Origin of the sequence: Salinispora mooreana, from assembly GCF_000379065.1 — a bacterium.
GTDB lineage: Bacteria > Actinomycetota > Actinomycetes > Mycobacteriales > Micromonosporaceae > Micromonospora > Micromonospora mooreana.
This window is the reverse complement of the sequence record NZ_KB900614.1, coordinates 3041793-3060999: the sequence shown is the minus strand read 5'-3', so window position 1 is coordinate 3060999 and position 19207 is coordinate 3041793. Positions and strand designations below refer to the sequence as shown.

The 19207-nt window shown below is 72.2% G+C and carries 13 protein-coding genes; 8 read left to right on the top strand and 5 right to left on the bottom strand.

Features of this window, described 5'->3' with window-relative positions; all coding sequences use genetic code 11:
• Window positions 1-82 precede the first annotated feature (82 nt).
• Window positions 83-1303, top strand: coding sequence for a threonine ammonia-lyase (gene ilvA, locus SALPAC6_RS0114605; RefSeq protein WP_018254137.1), 1221 nt, complete (start codon window positions 83-85; stop codon window positions 1301-1303).
• 99 nt (window positions 1304-1402) lie between these two features.
• On the opposite strand, the gene greA is transcribed toward ilvA, so the two are convergent.
• Both greA and SALPAC6_RS26035 read right to left on the bottom strand, forming a co-directional pair.
• Window positions 1403-1900 carry a transcription elongation factor GreA gene (greA, locus tag SALPAC6_RS0114600; protein ID WP_011904834.1) on the bottom strand — a complete coding sequence of 166 codons (498 nt, stop codon included), beginning with the start codon at window positions 1898-1900 and terminating at the stop codon, window positions 1403-1405.
• A gap of 126 nt (window positions 1901-2026) precedes the next feature.
• Window positions 2027-2458, bottom strand: a complete 432-nt coding sequence (locus tag SALPAC6_RS26035; protein ID WP_018254136.1) for a DUF4307 domain-containing protein — start codon at window positions 2456-2458, stop codon at window positions 2027-2029.
• A 322-nt stretch (window positions 2459-2780) separates the two neighbouring features.
• On the opposite strand from SALPAC6_RS26035, the gene mca reads away from it, so the two are divergent.
• From mca to purE, 6 genes are all read left to right on the top strand, one after another.
• Window positions 2781-3623 (top strand): mycothiol conjugate amidase Mca, encoded by an 843-nt coding sequence (gene mca, locus SALPAC6_RS0114590; protein ID WP_018254135.1) that lies wholly within the window; start codon window positions 2781-2783, stop codon window positions 3621-3623.
• A gap of 84 nt (window positions 3624-3707) precedes the next feature.
• The gene (locus SALPAC6_RS0114585) at window positions 3708-4013 is read left to right on the top strand and encodes a hypothetical protein (RefSeq protein ID WP_018254134.1); all 306 of its coding nucleotides are present in this window, start codon (window positions 3708-3710) and stop codon (window positions 4011-4013) included.
• A 199-nt stretch (window positions 4014-4212) separates the two neighbouring features.
• Window positions 4213-6720 (top strand): putative bifunctional diguanylate cyclase/phosphodiesterase, encoded by a 2508-nt coding sequence (locus SALPAC6_RS0114580; RefSeq protein ID WP_397538992.1) that lies wholly within the window; start codon window positions 4213-4215, stop codon window positions 6718-6720.
• A gap of 25 nt (window positions 6721-6745) precedes the next feature.
• Complete coding sequence (locus SALPAC6_RS0114575) at window positions 6746-8845, top strand: thioredoxin domain-containing protein (RefSeq protein ID WP_018254132.1); 2100 nt, start codon at window positions 6746-6748, stop codon at window positions 8843-8845.
• A 58-nt stretch (window positions 8846-8903) separates the two neighbouring features.
• Window positions 8904-10085, top strand: a complete 1182-nt coding sequence (locus tag SALPAC6_RS0114570; RefSeq protein ID WP_018254131.1) for a 5-(carboxyamino)imidazole ribonucleotide synthase — start codon at window positions 8904-8906, stop codon at window positions 10083-10085.
• Complete coding sequence (gene purE, locus SALPAC6_RS0114565; protein WP_018254130.1) at window positions 10082-10573, top strand: 5-(carboxyamino)imidazole ribonucleotide mutase; 492 nt, start codon at window positions 10082-10084, stop codon at window positions 10571-10573. The genes SALPAC6_RS0114570 and purE overlap by 4 nt, the downstream gene beginning before the upstream one ends.
• A 49-nt stretch (window positions 10574-10622) precedes the next feature.
• On the opposite strand, the gene SALPAC6_RS0114560 is transcribed toward purE, so the two are convergent.
• A complete protein-coding gene (locus tag SALPAC6_RS0114560) occupies window positions 10623-15524 on the bottom strand; it encodes an SCO7613 C-terminal domain-containing membrane protein (RefSeq protein WP_018254129.1) in 4902 nt (1633 codons plus the stop codon).
• A gap of 120 nt (window positions 15525-15644) precedes the next feature.
• Entirely contained in the window at window positions 15645-17072 is a 1428-nt protein-coding gene (locus tag SALPAC6_RS0114555) for a UDP-glucose dehydrogenase family protein (RefSeq protein WP_018254128.1), read from the bottom strand.
• A 250-nt stretch (window positions 17073-17322) separates the two neighbouring features.
• Here SALPAC6_RS0114555 and SALPAC6_RS0114550 point away from each other — a divergent pair, with 250 nt between their 5' ends.
• Complete coding sequence (locus tag SALPAC6_RS0114550; protein WP_018254127.1) at window positions 17323-18486, top strand: acyl-CoA dehydrogenase family protein; 1164 nt, start codon at window positions 17323-17325, stop codon at window positions 18484-18486.
• A gap of 78 nt (window positions 18487-18564) precedes the next feature.
• Here SALPAC6_RS0114550 and SALPAC6_RS0114545 read toward each other — a convergent pair whose 3' ends face one another.
• A complete protein-coding gene (locus SALPAC6_RS0114545; protein ID WP_026189679.1) occupies window positions 18565-19203 on the bottom strand; it encodes a hypothetical protein in 639 nt (212 codons plus the stop codon).
• Window positions 19204-19207: the final 4 nt, after the last annotated feature.

The following is a 19207-nucleotide window of genomic DNA, read 5'->3' as shown; positions in this document are numbered from 1 at the left end:
GCCGCCGGTTCCACCACAACGGCGGGGACCGGCGGCGGTGGCCAGGCCCGGCCCTGGTCGGGGCGGGTGGCACCATCAGGGCATGACGACATTGGTCAGCCTGGACGACGTACGGGCCGCACGGGAGTTGCTTGCTGGTGTCGTTCGGACCACCCCGGTGGAACCGTCCCGTCCCCTCAGCGCGGCGCTCGGCGGGCCGGTGTGGCTCAAGTGCGAGCACCTCCAGCGGGCTGGTTCGTACAAGGTGCGGGGGGCGATCGTTCGGATCTCCCGGCTGTCGGCGGCGGAGCGCGCCAACGGTGTGGTCGCGGCCAGTGCCGGCAACCACGCCCAGGGCGTGGCGCTCGCTGCCGACCTGGTCGGCACGCACGCCACCGTGTTCATGCCGGTGAACGCACCGTTGCCGAAGGTGGAGGCCACCAAGGGGTACGGCGCGCAGGTCGAACTCGTCGGCAACACGGTTGACGAGTCGCTGGTGGCCGCACAGACCTACGCCGAGCGCACCGGCGCAACGCTGATCCACCCGTTCGACCACGGCGATGTGATCGCGGGACAGGGCACGGTGGCGCTGGAACTCCTCGAACAGTGCCCGGAGGTCCGCACGATCGTCACCGGGGTGGGGGGCGGCGGACTGGTCTCCGGCATCGGGGTCGTGATGAAGGCGCTGCGCCCAGATGTGCGGGTCGTCGGGGTGCAGGCGGCCAGCGCCGCCGCCTTCCCGCCCTCGCTGGCCGCGGGTGAGCCGGTGCGGCTGCCGTCGTTCGGCACGATCGCGGACGGAATCGCCGTCGGGCGTCCCGGTGAGCTGACCTTCCAGCACGTCCGCGCGTTGGTCGACGAGGTCGTGACCGTGCGCGAGGAGGACATCTCCCGCGCGCTGCTGATGTTGTTGGAGCGGGGCAAGCAGGTGGTCGAGCCGGCCGGTGCGGTGGGGGCGGCGGCGCTGCTGGCCGGCGTGGTCGACGTCGAGGCGCCGGTGGTGACGGTGCTCTCCGGTGGCAACATCGATCCGCTACTGATGCTGCGGGTGATCGAGCACGGGCTCGCGGCGGCCGGGCGTTACCTGCGGGTCACCGTCCGCTGCTCAGATCGACCGGGCCAACTCGCCTTGTTGCTCAACGAGATCGCCGAGCAGCGGGCGAACGTCGTGGATGTCGAGCACCAACGGGCCAACCCGCACCTGCGGCTCGGCGAGGTCGAGGTGGCGCTGTCGGTGGAGACCCGCGGCACCGAGCACTCGGACACGCTGATCAGCGTGCTGCGGGCCAGTGGCTACCAGGTGGTCTTCTCCGGCGAGGCGTGAGGCCGCCGGCTTGGGCTCTGCGGAAGCGCGAAACGCCGACGTGCCGGTGCCCCCCCCGGGGCCACCGGCACGTCTCCACCGGTGGGTCAGCCGCCGCGTTCAGCCGCCAAAGGGCTCGAAGGCGACCACGGTGACCTTGATGTCCGCGCCACTGGGTGCGGTGTAGGTGCAGGTCTGGCCCGGGCGGCAGCCCAGGATCGCCTGCCCGATGGCGGACTCGGGACTGTAGACCGTCAGGTCGGTGGTCGACGAGATCTCGCGGGAACCGAGCAGGAAGCGCTCGGTGTCATCCTTGTCGTCATCGAAGTAGATCGTCACCACCATGCCCGGCGCGACCGTGTCGGCGGTCGGTGCCTCGCCCACCTGAGCGGTGCGCAGCAGCTCCTTCAGATAGACGATCCGTCCTTCGGCCTTGCCCTGTTCCTCGCGAGCGGCGTGGTAGCCGCCGTTCTCCCGAAGGTCACCCTCCTCGCGCCGGGCGTTGATCTCGGCGGCGATGACCGGCCGATTGGCGATCAACCCGTCGAGCTCCGCCTGGAGGCGGTCGTGCGCCTCCTGGGACAGCCAGGTGGCGGGCGCCTCGTTGCCAGTGGACACAGGCGATCTCCTCAGTCGTGCTGGCGGCAGGTGAAATTCCAAGTTACCAGTGCCGGCCGACGCCGTCGGCCCGACGATCAACGTCCAGCCCCTCCCAAGCCGCCCCGCCACGGCCGTCAGGGCAGGTCAGGCCGGGCGACGACAGCGAAGTACCTCGCCGATGAAAGGGCGTCCCTCGGTCACCAGGCGGTGCTGCGCGCGTACCTCTCGCTCGTCGGGCTGGGCGGTCACCGTGACCTGCTCCCGGGCCACCTCGGCACCGTCCCGGTCCCGGGCCCGCAGCACACAGACCGCGGATCCACCCGGGGGTACGGCGACCCGGAAGTCGATCAGCACCTGTGAGTCGGTGATGTCGGTATAGGTGATCACGGTTGCGTCATACTCCGGGCTGCCGTACTGCTGGTAGAGCCGGACCACGATCGTGCCGAGGGCCGCCACCAGGGCGAGCCCCACCAGCGCGGTCAGCACCGGACGGCGGCGGCGTTCCCGCCGACGGCCGTACCGACCGGGCGGGAAGACCGGCGCGCCGGTCACATGTGTGGCGTGCGTCTCGCTCACCGGTGGGTATCTCCTGGCATCGTTGTCGGGGGCATCAGCAAGAATGGCTTGGTAAGAGTGGCAGGTTCATTCTCCCAGCCGTCCGGTCACTTCAGCACCGTGGGCACGTTCCGCTTGTGGGCGCCTCGTGGGCAGGTCCGGCATCGCGAGAGCTCCAGCAGCGCGCCGCAAGCATCGCAGGTCAGCGCCGGTGGAGTGCCCAGGGGTGCGGGTGTGTGCGGTGGGCGGGCCGACGGCGGGGGATTGTTCCGTAGTCGGGCGGCTGGGTAGGGCCGCCAGGCAGAGATGAGGAGCGCCGACGTTGGCAGAGCGACTGCGACTCATGGCCGTCCACGCACATCCGGACGACGAGTCGAGCAAGGGCGCGGCGACCACCGCGAAGTACGTGGCCGAGGGGGTGGACGTCCTGGTCGTGACGTGCACCGGCGGCGAGCGGGGGAGCGTGCTCAACCCGAAGATGGACCGGCCCGACGTCTGGGCCAACATCGCCGACATCCGCCGTGCCGAGATGGACGCCGCGCGGGCGATTCTCGGTGTCGAGCAGGCCTGGCTTGGTTTTGTGGACTCGGGTCTGCCGGAGGGAGACCCGCTGCCACCGTTACCCGAGGGTTGCTTCGCCCTGCAGGACGTGGACGAGGCCGCCGGCCCGCTGGTGCGCCTGATGCGGGAGTTCCGTCCGCACGTCGTCACCACCTACGACGAGGAGGGCGGCTACCCCCACCCCGACCACATCATGACTCACAAGATCAGCGTTGCGGCCTTCGACGCCGCCGGTGTCCCCGGCCGTTACCCCGATCTCGGCGAGCCCTGGCAGCCGCTCAAGCTTTACTACGACATCGTCTTCTCCAGGGGCAAGATCCTGGTGCTGCACGAGGCGCTGCTCGCCGCCGGCTTCGAGTCGCCGTACGAGGAGTGGCTCACGCGTTGGGAGGGTCGGACGGACAAGGGCCCCAGAATCACCACCCGGGTGGGGTGCGCCGAGTACTTCCCGGTCCGCGACGACGCGTTGCGCGCCCACGCGACTCAGATCGACCCGGATGGATTCTGGTTCCAGGTGCCGATGGAGGTACAACAGCGCGCCTGGCCCACGGAGGACTTCCAACTCGTCCGGTCCCTGGTCGACAGCCCCTTGCCCGAGTCGGACCTCTTCGCCGGTATTGCCTAGCCGGCCTACTCGGGCAGAGGGGTTCCATCGGCCCTGCTCCGGGGGCGGGCTAGTCTGGTCACCACTCGCGCAACGGAGGACGCCATGCTGACCGCCGCTGAGGTGCTCGCCCAAAACAACTTCGGGAACACCCGCACGGGCGGGCTGGCCGGCCCGATGGGTCTGTTCCTGATCCTCGTGCTGGCGATCGCCACCGTCTTACTGATCCGCAACATGAACGCCCGCCTGCGCCGGCTGCCCAACCAGTTTCCGCCTGCCGGCGACTCCGCTGTGGCTGCCTCCGTCGCGTCCGGCGCTGGCCAGGAAGCTGGGGCAGGCAGTGAGGCGGCCGGTGGTGCCCCGGCGCGGGATTCATCACTGAACTCCGGCACCGGGCCCCAACAGCCCTGAATGGGTCTCGGCCGCATGATTCACGACTATCGGCGCCCTAGCCCCCTGTTGCGGTAACCGGTATTGGCTTAGCCTTCCCGCCGGGGACGGAAAGTTTCGTCGGCCTGGGGTAGGAGGGGGCGCCGATGATCAGCACAGCTGAGGCTGCCCGTCGTCCTGCCGTAGAGCTCGGGACCGGAGCGGGGCGGTGACCGCCACTGTGCCCGGCCAGTCGCGGACTGGTCCCCCCGACCGGTCGGAGTGGGCCCGCGTGCTCACCGCGGCGGCGCTGGCGACAGCCCTGGTCGCAGCCGTGGCGGCGGTCACCCGGCCGAGCGGTCTGCCCAGCGACGACCCGCTGGGCGGCCCCGCGCGCTTCGGGATCGCCGTCGCCCTGTTCGCGTTCGCGCAGCTCGCCCGACTCCAGTTCCGGGCTGCGGCTGGAGCGGTCAGCCTCACCTGGGGCGAGGCGGCGCTCGTCATCTGCTTCCACCAGGTGCCCGCCGGCTGGATTCCGGCAGCCACCCTCCTCGGCGTCGGCCTGGCCTGGTCGGGGATGTCGTTGCTCGGCACCCGCCGGCCGCCGTTGGAGATCGCCCGGATCGCGTCGTCGCTGACCGTGGCGACGGCGGCGGCCGGGCTCGTCACCACCCTGTTGGGGCGGCCGCTGCTGGCGGCGCCGACCCCACCGCTCGCGCTGGCGATGGTCGCGGGTGCGGTCACCTACCTGCTCGTCAGCGTCGGGCTCGGTGCGGTCACCGTCAACCTGCAGCACGGCGTCCCAGTCCGTGCCGTGCTGGAGGAGGCGCTGCGGGGCAAACTGATGATGTTCGTCGGGAACGTGGTGGTGGGCCTGGTCGTGGTCGCCCTCATCGAGGTGGACCCACGTTGGTTGGTGATCCTCCCGCTGCCGCTCTGGCTGCTCCAGCAGACCTACCGTCAGCAGCTCCGCGCCGATCAGGAGCGACGGGCCTGGCGGGCCTTCGCCGAGGCGACCGCGGCGCTCCGTCACCGCGACGAGCGGGGCATGGCGACGGCGGCGGTGAGCGGCGCACTGACCCTGTTCCACGCCGAGCTGGTCACTGTGGAAATCGCCGACGGCGACGGTCGGTGGCATCGGTTCCGGGGCGACGCCGCCGGTCAGCTCTCCACCCGGGAGATCGGTGGCCCCGAGGCGACCGACGGGGACGAACGCGAGCTGGTTCGGCCACTCATCGGTGGGACCGCCGCCGGCGGCCAGCTCCGCGTTCGTCTCCCCCGGGCGGCACCGCCCACCGACCGCGATCGCGACGTCTTCGCGGCGTACGGTGACGCCCTCGCCGTCGCCCTGCACGACGTGGCGAGCCATCGGGAGCTGCGCAAGATGGCCGCCTGTTCCCTGCAGGGGGCGGTGAGTGACGCGCTGACCGGCCTGGCCAACCGGGCGGCCATGCTCTGCAAGGGGGACCAGGTGCTGCGGCGGCTGGCCCGGGACCGGCCAGTGGCGTTGCTGCTGCTGGACATCAACCGGTTCAAGGAGGTCAACGACACGCTCGGGCATGCCGCCGGTGACCAGCTACTGCGGCTGACCGCCGACCGACTGGGCGGGCTGGCCCGCGGCGGGGACCTGCTGGGCCGGCTCGGCGGCGACGAGTTCGCCCTCCTGTTGACATCGGTGCCCGGAGACAGCGCCGCCCCGATGGCCTACACGCTGCGCCAGGCCCGGGAGATCACCGAACGGCTCGCCGCCCCCACCGAGGTGGCGGGTGTCCGGATGTCTGTGGAGGCCGCCGTCGGGGTGGTGGTCGCGGGCGCCGGCACCGCCGACATGGCGGAGCTGCTGCGCCGGGCGGACATCGCGATGCATCAGGCTAAGGAGGGCAGCGGCTGCGTCGCCGCGTACGACTCCGCGCGGGACGCCACCAGCACCGACCGGCTCGCCCTCCTGGCCGAGCTGCGCGAGGCGCTGGCCGCCGACGACCAGTTGGTGCTGGTCCTGCAACCGGCGGTGGACCTGGAAACCGGGGCGCCGACCGGGGTGGAGGCGCTGATCCGTTGGCGGCACCCCCGACGCGGCTGGCTGAACCCACACGAGTTCATCCGTCCGGTGGAGAACAGCGAGCAGCTGGGCACCTTCACCCGGTACGTACTGGACAAGGCCCTCGGCGTGGCGGCGCAGTGGGCCCGAGACGGACTGGACCTGCCGATCTCGGTGAACCTCTCCGCCCGCAGCCTGCTCGACCGGCGGCTGCCAACCGAGATCGCAGACGCGCTGTGCCGCCACCGGGTGCCGGCGCGGCGCCTCGTCCTGGAGATCACCGAGACGGTGGTGATGAGCGAGCTCGCGGTGATCGACGAGGTGCTCGGCGCGCTGCGCACGATGGGCGTGCAGTTGGCCGTGGACGACTTCGGTACCGGGTTTTCATCGTTGACCTTCCTCACCCGGGTCACCGTGGACGAGTTGAAGGTGGACCGTTCCTTCGTGCTCCGGATGGCCGACTCGCCGGAGGCGGCGGCGATCGTGCGCACCACAGTGGGGCTTGCCCAGCAGCTGGGGCTACGGGTGGTCGCCGAGGGGGTGGAGACCGCCGAGCAGCGCAGCGCGCTGGCCGAGCTCGGCTGTACGGCCGCCCAGGGCTACCACTTCTTCAAACCCATGCCGGCCGACAAGATCGGTCCGGTCCTCGGCGGCCTGGTCAACGGGGCGCGCTCCCGGGTTGTTCCCCTCCGGGCCGATGGCGCCTCCTGACCGTCCGCGCCGATAGAGTCGTCCCGTGAACCGACTCGCCGACGCCACCAGCCCGTACCTGCTCCAGCACAAGGACAACCCGGTCGACTGGTGGCCATGGTGCGCGGAGGCGTTCGCCGAGGCCCGCCGGCGGGACGTCCCAATCATGATCTCGGTCGGCTACGCCGCCTGCCACTGGTGTCACGTCATGGCGCACGAGTCCTTCGCCGATGAGCAGGTGGCGACGCTGCTGAACGAGGGCTTCGTGGCGATCAAAGTGGACCGCGAGGAGCGTCCGGACATCGATGCCGTCTACCTGACGGCGACCCAGGCCATGACCGGGCAGGGCGGCTGGCCCATGACCGCCTTCGCCGCCCCGGACGGAACCCCGTTCTTCTGCGGCACCTACTTCCCGAAGCCCAACTTCCTCCGGCTGCTCCAGTCGGTCACCACCGCCTGGCGGGACCAGCGCAGCGCCGTGCTCCAGCAGGGTGCCGCGGTCGTCGAGGCGATTGGCGGTGCCCAGGCGGTCGGGGGTCCGTCCGCCCCGTTCACCGCCGACCTGCTCAACGCCGCTGCCGACCGGCTCGGCGCGGAGTACGACGAGATGAACGGTGGGTTCGGCGGGGCGCCGAAGTTTCCGCCGCACCTGAACCTGCTCTTCCTGCTGCGGCAGTACCAGCGCACGGGCGACCAGCGGAGCCTGGAGATCGTCCGACACACCGCGGAGGCGATGGCCCGGGGTGGCCTGTACGACCAACTCGCCGGGGGCTTCGCCCGCTACTGCGTGGATGGGCAGTGGTTGGTGCCGCACTTCGAGAAGATGCTCTACGACAACGCCCTGCTGCTGCGGGTCTACACCCACCTGTGGCGGCTGACCGGTGACCCGATGGCCCGTCGCGTGGCCCGGGACACGGCCCGCTTCCTCGCCGACGAGCTGCACCGACCGGGCGAGGGGTTCGCCTCCGCGCTGGACGCCGACGCCGCCGGGGTGGAGGGGCTGACCTACGTCTGGACTCCCGCCCAGCTCGTCGCGGCCCTGGGCGAGCAGGACGGCCGGTGGGCCGCCGACCTGTTCGCGGTCACCGAGCAGGGCTCGTTCACCCCCCATGCCGCCGCGTCGACCGGGGCGGCCGGTACCGGGGCGGCGGCCACCGAGCAGTCAGCCAGCGTGCTTCGGCTGGCCCGGGACGTTGACGATGCGGCGCCGGCGGTGCGGTCCCGCTGGCAGGAGGTCGCGCACCGGTTGCTGATGGTCCGCGACACCCGCCCGCAGCCGGCCCGCGACGACAAGGTGGTAGCCGCCTGGAATGGGCTTGCGATCACCGCGATCGCCGAGTTCCAGCAGGTCGTGGCCAGCTTTGCGGAGGACGCTCCGGGGCCGGACGCCAACCTGATGGAGGGCGTGACGATCGTCGCCGACGGCGCCATGCGGGACGCGGCCGAGCACCTGGCAACAGTGCACGTCGTGGCCGGGCGGCTGCGGCGGACCTCGCGGGACGGCCGGGTCGGGGAGGCCGCCGGAGTCCTGGAGGACTACGGCTGCGTGGCTGAGGCGTTCTGCGCGATGCACCAGCTGACCGGCGAGGGACGGTGGCTGACCCTGGCGGGGCAGCTCCTCGACGTGGCGCTGGAGCGGTTCGCCGCACCGCAGGGCGGCTTCTTCGACACCGCTGATGACGCGGAGCGTCTGGTCAGCCGGCCCGCGGACCCCACCGACAACGCCACCCCGTCCGGCCGGTCGGCGATCGTCGCCGCGCTGGTCGCGTACGCGGCGTTGACCGGTGAGACCCGCTACCGGGAGGCGGCGGAGGCGGCGCTGGCCACCGTGGCGCCGATCGTCGCCGCGCACGCCCGCTTCACCGGGTACGCGGCCACCGCCGGTGCGGCGCTCCTCACCGGCCCGTACGAGATCGCGGTGGTGACTCCCGATCCGGCCGGTGAGCCGTTGGTACACGCGGCGCACCGGTACGCCCCACCGGGTGCCGTGGTGGTGGCGGGGCGGCCGGACCAGCCCGGGGTGCCGCTACTCGCCGGCCGGCAGCTGGTTGACGGGCAGGCCACCGCGTACGTCTGTCGGGGTTTTGTCTGCGACCGGCCGGTAACCGGAGTTGACGATCTGGTGGCGCGGCTGACGGGCCGGTAGGCGGGCGGCGGGCCCGGGTAGCGGGCTGGCTCCGCTGGCCGGATACGCTGTCCTGGCTATGGATTCCCAGACCGGTCTGCCCGTTGTCGGCATGGTGGGTGGCGGCCAACTGGCCCGGATGACCCATCAGGCCGCGATCGCCCTCGGCCAGTCGCTGCGGGTGCTCGCACTCGCCCCCGAGGATGGTGCCGCCCTGGTGGCCGCCGACGTGCAGTATGGCGAGCACACCGATCTCGCGGTGCTGCGCACCTTCGCCAAGGGCTGCGACGTGGTCACCTTTGACCACGAGCATGTTCCCACCGAGCACATCGAGGCCCTCACCGGCGAGGGCGTCAAGCTCTTTCCGCCGGCCGAGGCGCTGGTGCACGCCCAGGACAAGCAGGTAATGCGGGAACGGCTCGCGGCGCTGGGTCTGCCGAATCCGACCTGGCGGCCGGTGGAGACCCCGGCCGACCTCGAATCCTTCGGTGCCGCCGTGGGTTGGCCGGTGGTGCTCAAGGCGGCCCGGGGCGGCTATGACGGCCGGGGCGTGTGGCTGGTCGAGGATGCCGCCCAGGCGGCCGAACTGTCGGCCACGTTGCTGGCCACCGGGGTGCGCCTGATCGCGGAGGAGCGGGTGGCGCTGCGCCGGGAGTTGGCCGTGCAGGTGGCCCGTTCCCCGTTCGGGCAGGTCGCCGCGTACCCGGTGGTCGAGACCGTGCAGCGGGACGGAATCTGCGTCGAGGTCCTGGCCCCCGCACCGGAGCTGCCGGAGGAGCTGGCGGTCGGTGCGCAGCAACTCGCCATCGACCTCGCCACCGACCTCGGCGTGGTGGGTCTGCTCGCCGTCGAGTTGTTCGAGGTGGCCGACCCAGCCGAGGCGACGGGCAGCCGCCTCGTGGTCAACGAGTTGGCGATGCGGCCGCACAACTCCGGGCACTGGAGCATCGAGGGGGCCCGGACCTCGCAGTTCGAGCAGCACCTGCGGGCGGTGCTCGACTATCCGATGGGGGACACGTCGTTGGCCGCGCCGGTGGTGGTGATGGCGAACGTGCTGGGCGGTGAGCCGGGCGGGATCTCTCTCGACGAGCGCCTGCACCACCTCTTCGCCGCTGAGCCGGGCGCCAAGGTGCACCTGTACGGCAAGCAGGTGCGCCCAGGTCGCAAGATCGGCCATGTCACCGTACTCGGCGACAACCTGGATGAGGTGCGCCGCCGGGCGGCGCGGGCGGCCCGTTGGCTGCGGGAGGGGCACGGATGAGCACAGTCGGGTTGATCATGGGCAGCGACTCGGACTGGCCGACAATGCGGGCCGCCGCCGAGACACTGGACGAGTTCGGGGTCGCGTACGAGGTCGAGGTGGTCTCGGCGCACCGGACACCGGTCCGCATGATCGAGTATGGCCGTGACGCCGCTGACCGCGGCCTAAAGGTGATCATCGCTGGGGCTGGGGGCGCGGCGCACCTGCCGGGCATTGTCGCCTCGGTCACCCCACTGCCGGTGATCGGGGTGCCGGTGGCCCTGAAGTATCTGGACGGGATGGATTCACTGCTCTCCATCGTGCAGATGCCCGCCGGCGTGCCGGTGGCCACCGTCTCGATCGGTAACGCCCGCAACGCCGGGCTGCTCGCGGTCCGGATCCTCGGCGTCGAGGACCGGGCGCTGCGCGACCGGATGACGGCGTACCAGTCCGATCTGGAGCAGGTGGTCGCGGAGAAGAACGCGGCCCTGCGCGCCTCGCTGAGCTGAGTCCGGGCGCACCCCGCTGAGCCGGGTCCGGGCGGGCTGCCGCAGCGGGTTAGCGCATGCCGCGTAGGGCGGTCTGGAGGCGTTCTTGGGCCCGCCGGCGACGTTCGTTGCTGGCCCCGAGGACCAACAGGAGGAGACCGGCGGGGATCAGCAGCAGCCACGGCCCGAGACTGAACAGCGCGTGGATCGCCGTGATCGCGGTGGCCGTGGCACCCACAATCACCGGTGCCTGCTGCTGCCGCAGCGAGCCGAAGACCAGCACCGCGACCGCCCCGAGCAACAGCAGCACCCGGCGCAGCATGCTGCTCTCGGTGGCCAGCACGATCGCCAGGGTCGGAGCGAAGGCGGTCACCAGGGCCGGTCCGTACGCCACCCAGCTGCTGAGCGCGGAGCGCTGGCGAAGCTCCAGTACGCCGACGAGCAGGGCCAGCGCAGCGAACGGCAGGGTGTAGGCCTCGGGCAGGGCCACGTCCGCCACCCACATGAGAATCCACCACGCGGTGATCTCGCAGCTCACCACCGCCCAGAAGAGGATCCGCCGCTCGATGTCGCGGCGGCCGGGTCGGGCCGCCGCCACGCCGAGGATGGCGCCCCCGGCGGCGAGCAGGGCCGCGATGTGCCGGGGTGAGTCGTAGGCCAGCGCCAGGGCAATCAGCGCGGCGGCGAAGCCGCTCCACTCCACCGTGGCCGCCTCCCGCCCCGCCTCCGGACGACGCAGGCGCGGCAGGGTGGCCGCGAAGACCTGGAGGGCCGCCCCGACGGCCAGGACGCCGAACGCCGACCAGCGCGCGCTCAGACCGGCGACCAGACCGGTGGTGAGCACGAAAAGCTGCGCCATCAGGGCGGCGAACAGCCAGCCGAGGATGCGGGCGTGCCCGGTGGCACCGAAGAGCGCGGCAACCGTGCCCACGCCCACCGCGCCGCCGAGCGTGACCAGGGTCAGGTTCTCGGTGGCCAGGCTGCCGGCGAGTCCCGCGCTGCCGGCGGCGAGGCCGATGCCGAAGACGAGTACCCGGGCCAGCCGGAGTGAGCGGGCTCGCTCCACCAGGGTGGGCGGCGGTGTGAGGGCGAGTCCGAGCATGGCGAGGGTGAACACGGTGAGCCCGGCGAGCGTGCTCGCGGGCCAGGCGAGGTTCAGCGCCACGGGCGTGATCAGCAGGGTCACCGCCGCGCCCGGCAGGATGACCGGCACCGCCCGACTGCGTCGACCGCCGCTGAAACCGACAGCAGCCAGTGCGGCGGCGGCGGTCAGCAGCAACGCGGTGAGTACGTGCGTCGGGTCCGCCGCCGCGGGTGCGGGCAGGAGCAACTCCGGCGGCGGGCCCTGCCAGGTGCCGCCGAGGGTTCGGTATGGCTCGACCAGCGCCACGTGTAGCGCCGGTGCGAGCGAGACCAGGGCCAGCACCGTGGGCAGGGCCGCCGCGGCGAGCGCCCCGGCGGCCGGGTCTACCCGCCACCTGCGGGTGCCGGGCCCGGCGGAGTGGCCCCAGGTGCCCCCGAAGGTTACTCGCCATCGGCGAGTCGGTGCCGCGAGTCCGGCCGGTGGCTCGGTGGCGCCACGGCTCAGCTCGGCGAGGACACCGATCAGGGCGGCCGCGGCGGCGTACACCCCGACCTGTAGGCCGGCGGGGATGGCGGCGAGGGCGCTCACCGTGGCGCCGCCGACCAGCGCTGCGCTGGCCCAGGGCAGGTACTGCGGAACCCGGCGTCGGGCGGACGTCACGACGGCCAGGCCGAGACCGGAGGTGGCCAGGGCGGCGATCAGCACCACCTGCGGTGAGTGCCCGAACTCGGCAGCCAGGGCGGCCACCGCGCCGGGCAGGGCGAGCAGCGTCGCCCCGGTCGCGGCGCCACCGATCTGCGTCGGGTGGGGCGGCGACCCCTCGCCATCCACATCGGTGCCCAGCGGCGGGGAGAGGGCGCGAGCGAAGGTCGCCACGGCGACCCCGATCAGCGCGATGCCGCCGAGGGCCAGCGCCGTCGTCCACGGCCGGACCAGCCCGGCACCGGCGACATACAGCGCCAGCACGCCGGCCATGACGGCCCGGGAGAACGCGGCCCGGGCCGCCACCGACGCCACCGACGCCAGGCCGTACCCGGTTGCCACCAGCGAACCCACCAGTACCGGCGACCACCATGGCAACGCGAACGCGGCCGGTGCGCCGACGGCGGCCAGGACCAGGGCCGCGCCGGAGATGTCGTGCTGCCAGGGCGGCGGCAACAGGATCGCGGCGGCTATCGCCAGCAGCGCCAGCGCGACCGGCGCCTGCCAGGTGGAGCCGCCGATCGGGGCGGCCGGCCACGTGCTCAGGTCGCCGGCCCAGATTGGACCGGAGGTGAGCAGGACACCGATGCCACCGCGGAGCGCCATCGCGCCGGCCAGCAGTCCGACCAGCCCGCCTCCCAGGGCCAGGCCGAGGGTTGGACCTCGCCGCCACGGCTGCGGGAGAGCGCGAGCCGCGACCGCGACGACCAGCAGTAGCCCGGCCGCGACCGCCAGCTGTGCGCCCGGCGCAAGGACAGCGGCGATTCGCACCAGGGTGGCGACCAGCGCAGCGGTCACTGCGGCGCCGGCCAGGTCGGCGCCGTCCAGGAGGAGGTCGGAGCGGCGGCGGGCGTCGAAGGAGGGGGCGAAGAACAGGAGCACCGCGGCGACCAGCAGCAGCGCGCCGACCCAGGCGTCGGCGGCGGTGGTGGCGGGTGCCCCGAACGAGGCCGCGGCGACGGCCAGGGCACCCAGTACCGCCCCCGTCGCCAGCGGCATCGGGAGATGCCGGTGCGAAACCTGCACGAGCGCGGCGTAGCCGAGCGTGACGCAGACCGCGAGGAAGCTCGCCGCCAGCAGCGCGACGGTCACCTCCCGCAGCGCGGTGGAGGACCCCGCCGGACCGGCGGCGACGACCGCCGCCACCGTGCCGGGGAGGGCGAAGGCTGCCCCGCCCGCGGCCCAGCCGGAGAGGAGGTCCGCTCCGGCGGCGGCGGCCCGGAGCCGGGGCGCTGCCGCCACCAGCACGCCCGCCAGGAAGAGGACGAGCAGGACGGCGGCGGTCAAGGATGGCCGGGCCAGCCCGGCCCCGGCACCGAACAGCCCCACCCCGGCGGCGGTCACGGCGTGCGCACGCGCCGCGCGTTCGGTCCGCGCCGACAACCCGGCCACCCCGATCCCGGCCGCCGCCACCACCATCGGCCACGGCGCGGCAACCCAGCCAAGCCCGAGCGAGGTGGGGATGGCGAGCGCGGTCAGCGCGGCACCGACCACTGCGAACTCCCGGCGGATCCCCGGCGGCAGGGCGGCCACGGCGGCCACGGTCAGCAGCAGCGCGCTGGCGGCGAGTTGGCTGGGGGCGGGGGCGCCCACCGCGGCGAGCTCGGCTGGGTAGCGGTCGAGGTCGGCGGCCCACGCTGGGAGGGCGGCTCGGAGCGGGGCCACTCCGGCTCGCAGGGTGCCGGTGGCGACGACGACGCCGCTGATGGTCAACGCGATGGCGGAGGCGAACTGCGGGCCGCGTCGCAGCGCAGCCGGCACCGCACGTACGACCAGACCGGTGAGCGCGATGACGGCGGTGATCAGAAGTAGTGCCTGGTCGGGTGCCGCCACCCAGGCGAGGCGGCTCGACGCGCCGATCACGGCGAGGGTGAGCAGGCCGGTGCCGATGTCGGGAAGTGGGGCGCGGCGGGTCGCCAGCATCCCCGCGCCGGCCACGGTCGCGGCGAGGAGGAGGGCGGCTCCCGCCCCGACCGTCGCCGGCACGGTGGTCATCCGCAGCAGCGCGGTACCGGCGTACCCGAGGGCAGCCAGTGCGGCAGCGCCATAGAGGACGAAGATCAACTCGCGGAGTCCGGGCACCGGGCGGTCGGCGGAGCCGTTCCCACCGAACACCTCGTCGGGCTCCGCCCCGCCGTCGGTTGGTCGATCCTGTCCCGAACGCTGGCGCGGAGCGACGGGGGTGGCCGGAGGCCGTTCCGGGCCGGTCTGGTCCCCCGCCGTGGTCGGTGGGGGCGGGGGCGCTTCGGGCAGGTCCCGGCGGACCGGTCGGGCCCTGGTGACGGCGGAGCCGGCCAGCGAGAAGTTCAGGACGGCCACGAGGGCCAGCACCGCGGCCCAGCCCGCCGGAGCGTCGATGCGGTCGTAGGCGAGCAGCGGCAGGATCGGCTGGAGGGCCAGCACCGTGGCGAACCGGGGTACGCGGAGTCCGCTCCAGCCGCCGTACGCCAGGGCTACCCCGGCGGTGACCGCGGAGACGGCTCCGGCGAACACCGCCCTGGACGCGCCGTCTGCGCTGGTTACGGACCAGAGCGCGTACCCGGCCAGCGGCACCAGGAGGAGGCCGACGGCGGAGATGGTCTCGGCGGTGGAGGTGAGCCCGCGCCGGGCCAGCACAGGCGGGGCGAGCAGCATCAGGACCGTCGCGAGGCAGAGCACGCCCAGCCGGGCGAGGGCATCCAGGGAACTGGTGGCGACCGCGGCGAAGACCACCGCGGCGACACCGAGCAGCAGCGCGCCGAGCCCGAGGGGAATGTTCTGCACCTCGCGGCTGGAGGCCTCCGGGGGATGCTCGGGGTTGTCGGCGTCGAGCCAGGCGGCGGTCGGCGGCTCCGCCGGCCCGCCCCGGGTGCCCTGCCCGGGCACCCGGGGCGGTGCGCCGGGGGGAGCGGTCGGTGGCCGCCGGTCTGGCCGGCGCCGCAGCACGCGCCGGGGGCGGGTGGCCTGTTTGACGTTCTCCTCACCGGCATGCGCGAGGATGTCCCGCTGGAAGAGCGCAGCCTGCATCTTGGCGGCGATCTTCCGCTGTTCGCCGGCGATCTCGGCGTCCCGCGCCTTCATCTCCGCGATCGATCGCTCGATCTCCGCCAGGTGCTCGAGCCGCTGCGGCTGTTGCGCGCCGCAGTGCGGGCAGCGGGCGGCCGGCTTTACCTCCCGTCCGCACGAGGAGCACTGAAAGCTCGCCACGACACCCCTCCAGCCGCACTGTGGACCTTACTGTCGCAGCATGCCCAATGCTGGCGTGGATTTCGACAGTTGTCGGCGGGTCCAGGGCGTGGCGCCCTGCTCCGCGGAGCGCGGCCGGCGTTACGGGCGGCCCATGCCGCGGTACTCCCAACCAGCCTGCGTCCACAATGTCGAATCGAGGCAGTTGCGGCCGTCAACCACCCGGCGGCCGGCGACCAGGGCGCCGAGCGCGACCGGGTCGGCATTACGGAAGTCGGCCCACTCGGTCAGGACGCAGACCAGGTCGGCCCCGGCCACCGCCTCGTTGATGCCCGGCTCGTAGGTCAGCTCGGGCGCCACGGCACGGGCGCGCTCCATTCCCGCAGGGTCGTAGACGTGCACGTCCGCGCCGGCCTTGTGGAGGAGCGTTGCCACGGCGAGGGCCGGCGCGTCGCGGACGTCGTCGGTGTTGGGCTTGAAGGTCGCACCGAGCACGCCGATTCGGGTGCCGGAGAGATCGGGGCCGGCCGGGCCGGTGCGCCGGTCGAGTAGGTCGGCGGCGAGTTGGACCACCCGGGTCCGGCGGCGCAGGTTGATCAGGTCGACCTCGTGCAGGAAGCGCAGCGCCTCACCGGCACCCAGTTCCTGAGCTCGGGCCTGGAAAGCGCGGATGTCCTTGGGGAGGCAGGCCCCACCGAAGCCGAGGCCGGCCTGAAGGAACCGGTTGCCGATTCGGGGGTCGAAACCAACCGCCCGGGCCAGGTGGGTTACGTCGCCGCCAGCGGCCTCGCAGACCTCCGCCATCGCGTTGATGAACGAGATCTTGGTCGCCAGGAAGGCGTTCGCGGCGACCTTCACCAGCTCCGCGGTGGCGAAGTCGGTGACCACCATCGGTACCTCGCGGTCCTCCGTGGCAGCCAGGTCGAAGACGCCCTTGTGTGCGGCGTAGAGCATTCCGTTGGCCCACTCGCTCTTGACGCCGACCACGATCCGGTTCGGACGGAGCACGTCGTCAACGGCGAAGCCCTCCTGGAGGAACTCGGGGCTCCAGGCGACCTCAATGCCGAGGTCGGCCGGTGTGTGCTTACTCACCAGCTGCTCGACCCACTCCGCGGTGCCGACCGGCACCGTGGACTTGCCGACGATCAGCGCCGGGCGGGTCAACTGCTGCGCCAGGCTGGTGACGGCCGCCTCGACGTACGACAGGTCCGCCCCCAGCGCGTCGGCCTGCTGTGGGGTGCCGACGCAGATGAAGTGCACATCCCCGAACTCGGCGACCTCGGCCATGTCGGTGCTGAAGCGCAGCCGCCCGGCGGCGAGGTTGCGCTTGAGTAGTTCGTCCAGGCCAGGTTCGTGGATCGGCACCTCACCGGCGTTGAGCATCGCGATCTTGTCGGCGTCCACGTCGAAGCCGAGCACCTCGTAGCCCAGCTCGGCGTAGCAGATGGCGTATGTCGCGCCAAGGTAGCCGGTGCCGAGGAAGGTCACCCGGGGGCGGGGAGCGCCGGAGGGCGGGGTCACCGCTCCGATCGGAGGTACTGGCTGGGTGTTCGGGTACGGGATCGTCACGCCTGTCTTCTCCGCTCGCACTGGCGCCGCTCGTGGCGTCGCTGCCGACCGCGGCGCCTGCCAGGGGCACCGGAGGTGGGGTTCTTCGTTTGTTAGACCATGCTCCCGCGTGGGCTGGTCGGTGCGGCACGTCGTAGCCTACGCGGCGGTAACATCGCCCGATCCCGTTTCGCTATCCTTCAGTCTGCGCGGTCCGCGGTCAGATGACGCTACAGACTGCGCATGATAGCGGTGAAGAGGAGGGGCCGACATGGCCGCAGAGCAGGCGTTCGACGGTTACCGATTGACGGATGAGCAGCAGGCGGTCCGGGAGGCGGTCCGGGAGGTCTGTGCGGCGAAGGTGGCACCGCACGCCGCGGAGGCGGATGATACTGGCGAGTTCCCGAAGGCGTCCTTCGACGCGTTGCGGGCGGCTGACTTTCACGCTCCGCACATCCCCGTCGAGTACGGCGGCGCCGGTGCGGATGCTCTCGCCACAGCGATCGTGATCGAGGAGGTGGCGCGTGCCTGTGCCTCCTCCTCACTGATTCCGGCGGTCAACAAGCTGGGCACCATGCCGCTGATCCTGGCCGGGTCCGCGGAGCTCCGGCGGAAGTACCTGCCCCAGGTGGCGGCCGGCGACGCGATGTTCTCGTACTGCCTGTCCGAGCCGGAGGCGGGCACCGACGCCGCCGCGATGACCACTCGGGCCGTCCGGGATGGCGACGACTGGGTGCTCAACGGCGTCAAGCGGTGGATCACCAACGCCGGAGTGTCCGAGTTCTACACGGTCTTCGCCGTCACCGACCCGACCGCCCGGAGCCGGGGCATCTCGGCCTTCGTGGTCGAGAAGTCCGACCCGGGGGTCAGTTTCGGCGCACCGGAGAGAAAGTTGGGGATCAAGGGCTCGCCGACCCGTGAGGTCTACCTGGACGGCGTCCGCCTCCCCGCCGACCGCATGATCGGTGCCGAGGGCACCGGCTTCACCACCGCTATGCAGACCCTGGACCACACCCGGGTCACCATCGCCGCGCAGGCGGTGGGCATCGCGCAGGGTGCGCTCGACTACGCCAAGGGATACGTGCAGGAGCGTCAGCAGTTCGGCAAGCCGGTCGCCGACTTCCAGGGCATCCAGTTCATGCTCGCGGACATGGGCATGAAGCTGGAGGCGGCACGGCAGTTGACCTACGCCGCAGCGGGCCGGTCCGAGCGGGGGGACGCGGACCTGACCTACTTCGGCGCGGCGGCCAAGTGCTTCGCCTCCGATGCCGCCATGGAGATCACCACCGACGCCGTTCAGCTGCTCGGCGGTTATGGCTACACCCGGGACTACCCGGTCGAGCGGATGATGCGGGACGCGAAGATCACCCAGATCTACGAAGGCACGAACCAGGTGCAGCGCATCGTCATGGCGCGGCAGCTTCTGAAGGGCTGAGCCCCGGCGACCGCACGCCCCCGGCGGGCCGGTTGCCGGTCTGCCGGGAGCGGGCTGAGCGTGGACTCGGTCTGTTGGTCAGCGTGGCCCGGTCGTGGTCGTCTGCCGGTGGTTGCCCCGCGGCGGAGTGGACCAGGGGGTTTCGCCGCCGGTCTGCGGGGGTAGCGCTTCGGTCGGGTCCGACTTCGGGTTGCCCAGGGAGGGGTCGGATGTCGGCTGGCCCAGGGCTGGCCCGGTGTTCTCCCGCTCCGGTGTGGTCGGCCAGTCGTCGAGCGGGGTGTCTGAAGGGTCTGGGTTCTCCGCCGCCTTCGGTTCCGGCTTGGGCGTCGGCCACTGCCGCCAGCGTTGACCGCTGAAGCCGGCCACCATCAGCAGGAGGCCGATCAGGAAGAGCGTCCCGTTCTCCAGCGGCAGCCGTAGCGGAAGCGGGTCGCCGAGGACCTCCCAGTCCGCCGGGATGCGGTTGCGGACAGCGAATGGACTGATGGCCAACCCCAGGTACGGGGTGGCGAGCAGCAGCCCGGCGACGATCGGGCCGATCGGCGAGACGCGCAGTGTGCCGAGGAGTCCGAGCAGGACACCGCCGACGAACAGCCAGACCGCGGGCTCGATCAGGTTGGCCGAGTTGAACCGATCGATCTCCACCCAGCGGTCGACGGTACGTGCTGATCCGTCTTGACCGAGAGTGACCAGGATCCACGTGACGGGTGCCACCACGAGA

Excerpts from the sequence above, each read along its gene's own strand:
- ilvA (WP_018254137.1), top strand. The coding sequence starts at position 83 with ATGACGACATTGGTCAGCCTGGACGACGTACGGGCCGCACGGGAGTTG.
- mca (WP_018254135.1), top strand. The coding sequence starts at position 2,781 with ATGGCCGTCCACGCACATCCGGACGACGAGTCGAGCAAGGGCGCGGCG.
- SALPAC6_RS0114585 (WP_018254134.1), top strand. The coding sequence starts at position 3,708 with ATGCTGACCGCCGCTGAGGTGCTCGCCCAAAACAACTTCGGGAACACC.
- SALPAC6_RS0114570 (WP_018254131.1), top strand. The coding sequence starts at position 8,904 with ATGGATTCCCAGACCGGTCTGCCCGTTGTCGGCATGGTGGGTGGCGGC.
- purE (WP_018254130.1), top strand. The coding sequence starts at position 10,082 with ATGAGCACAGTCGGGTTGATCATGGGCAGCGACTCGGACTGGCCGACA.
- SALPAC6_RS0114550 (WP_018254127.1), top strand. The coding sequence starts at position 17,323 with ATGGCCGCAGAGCAGGCGTTCGACGGTTACCGATTGACGGATGAGCAG.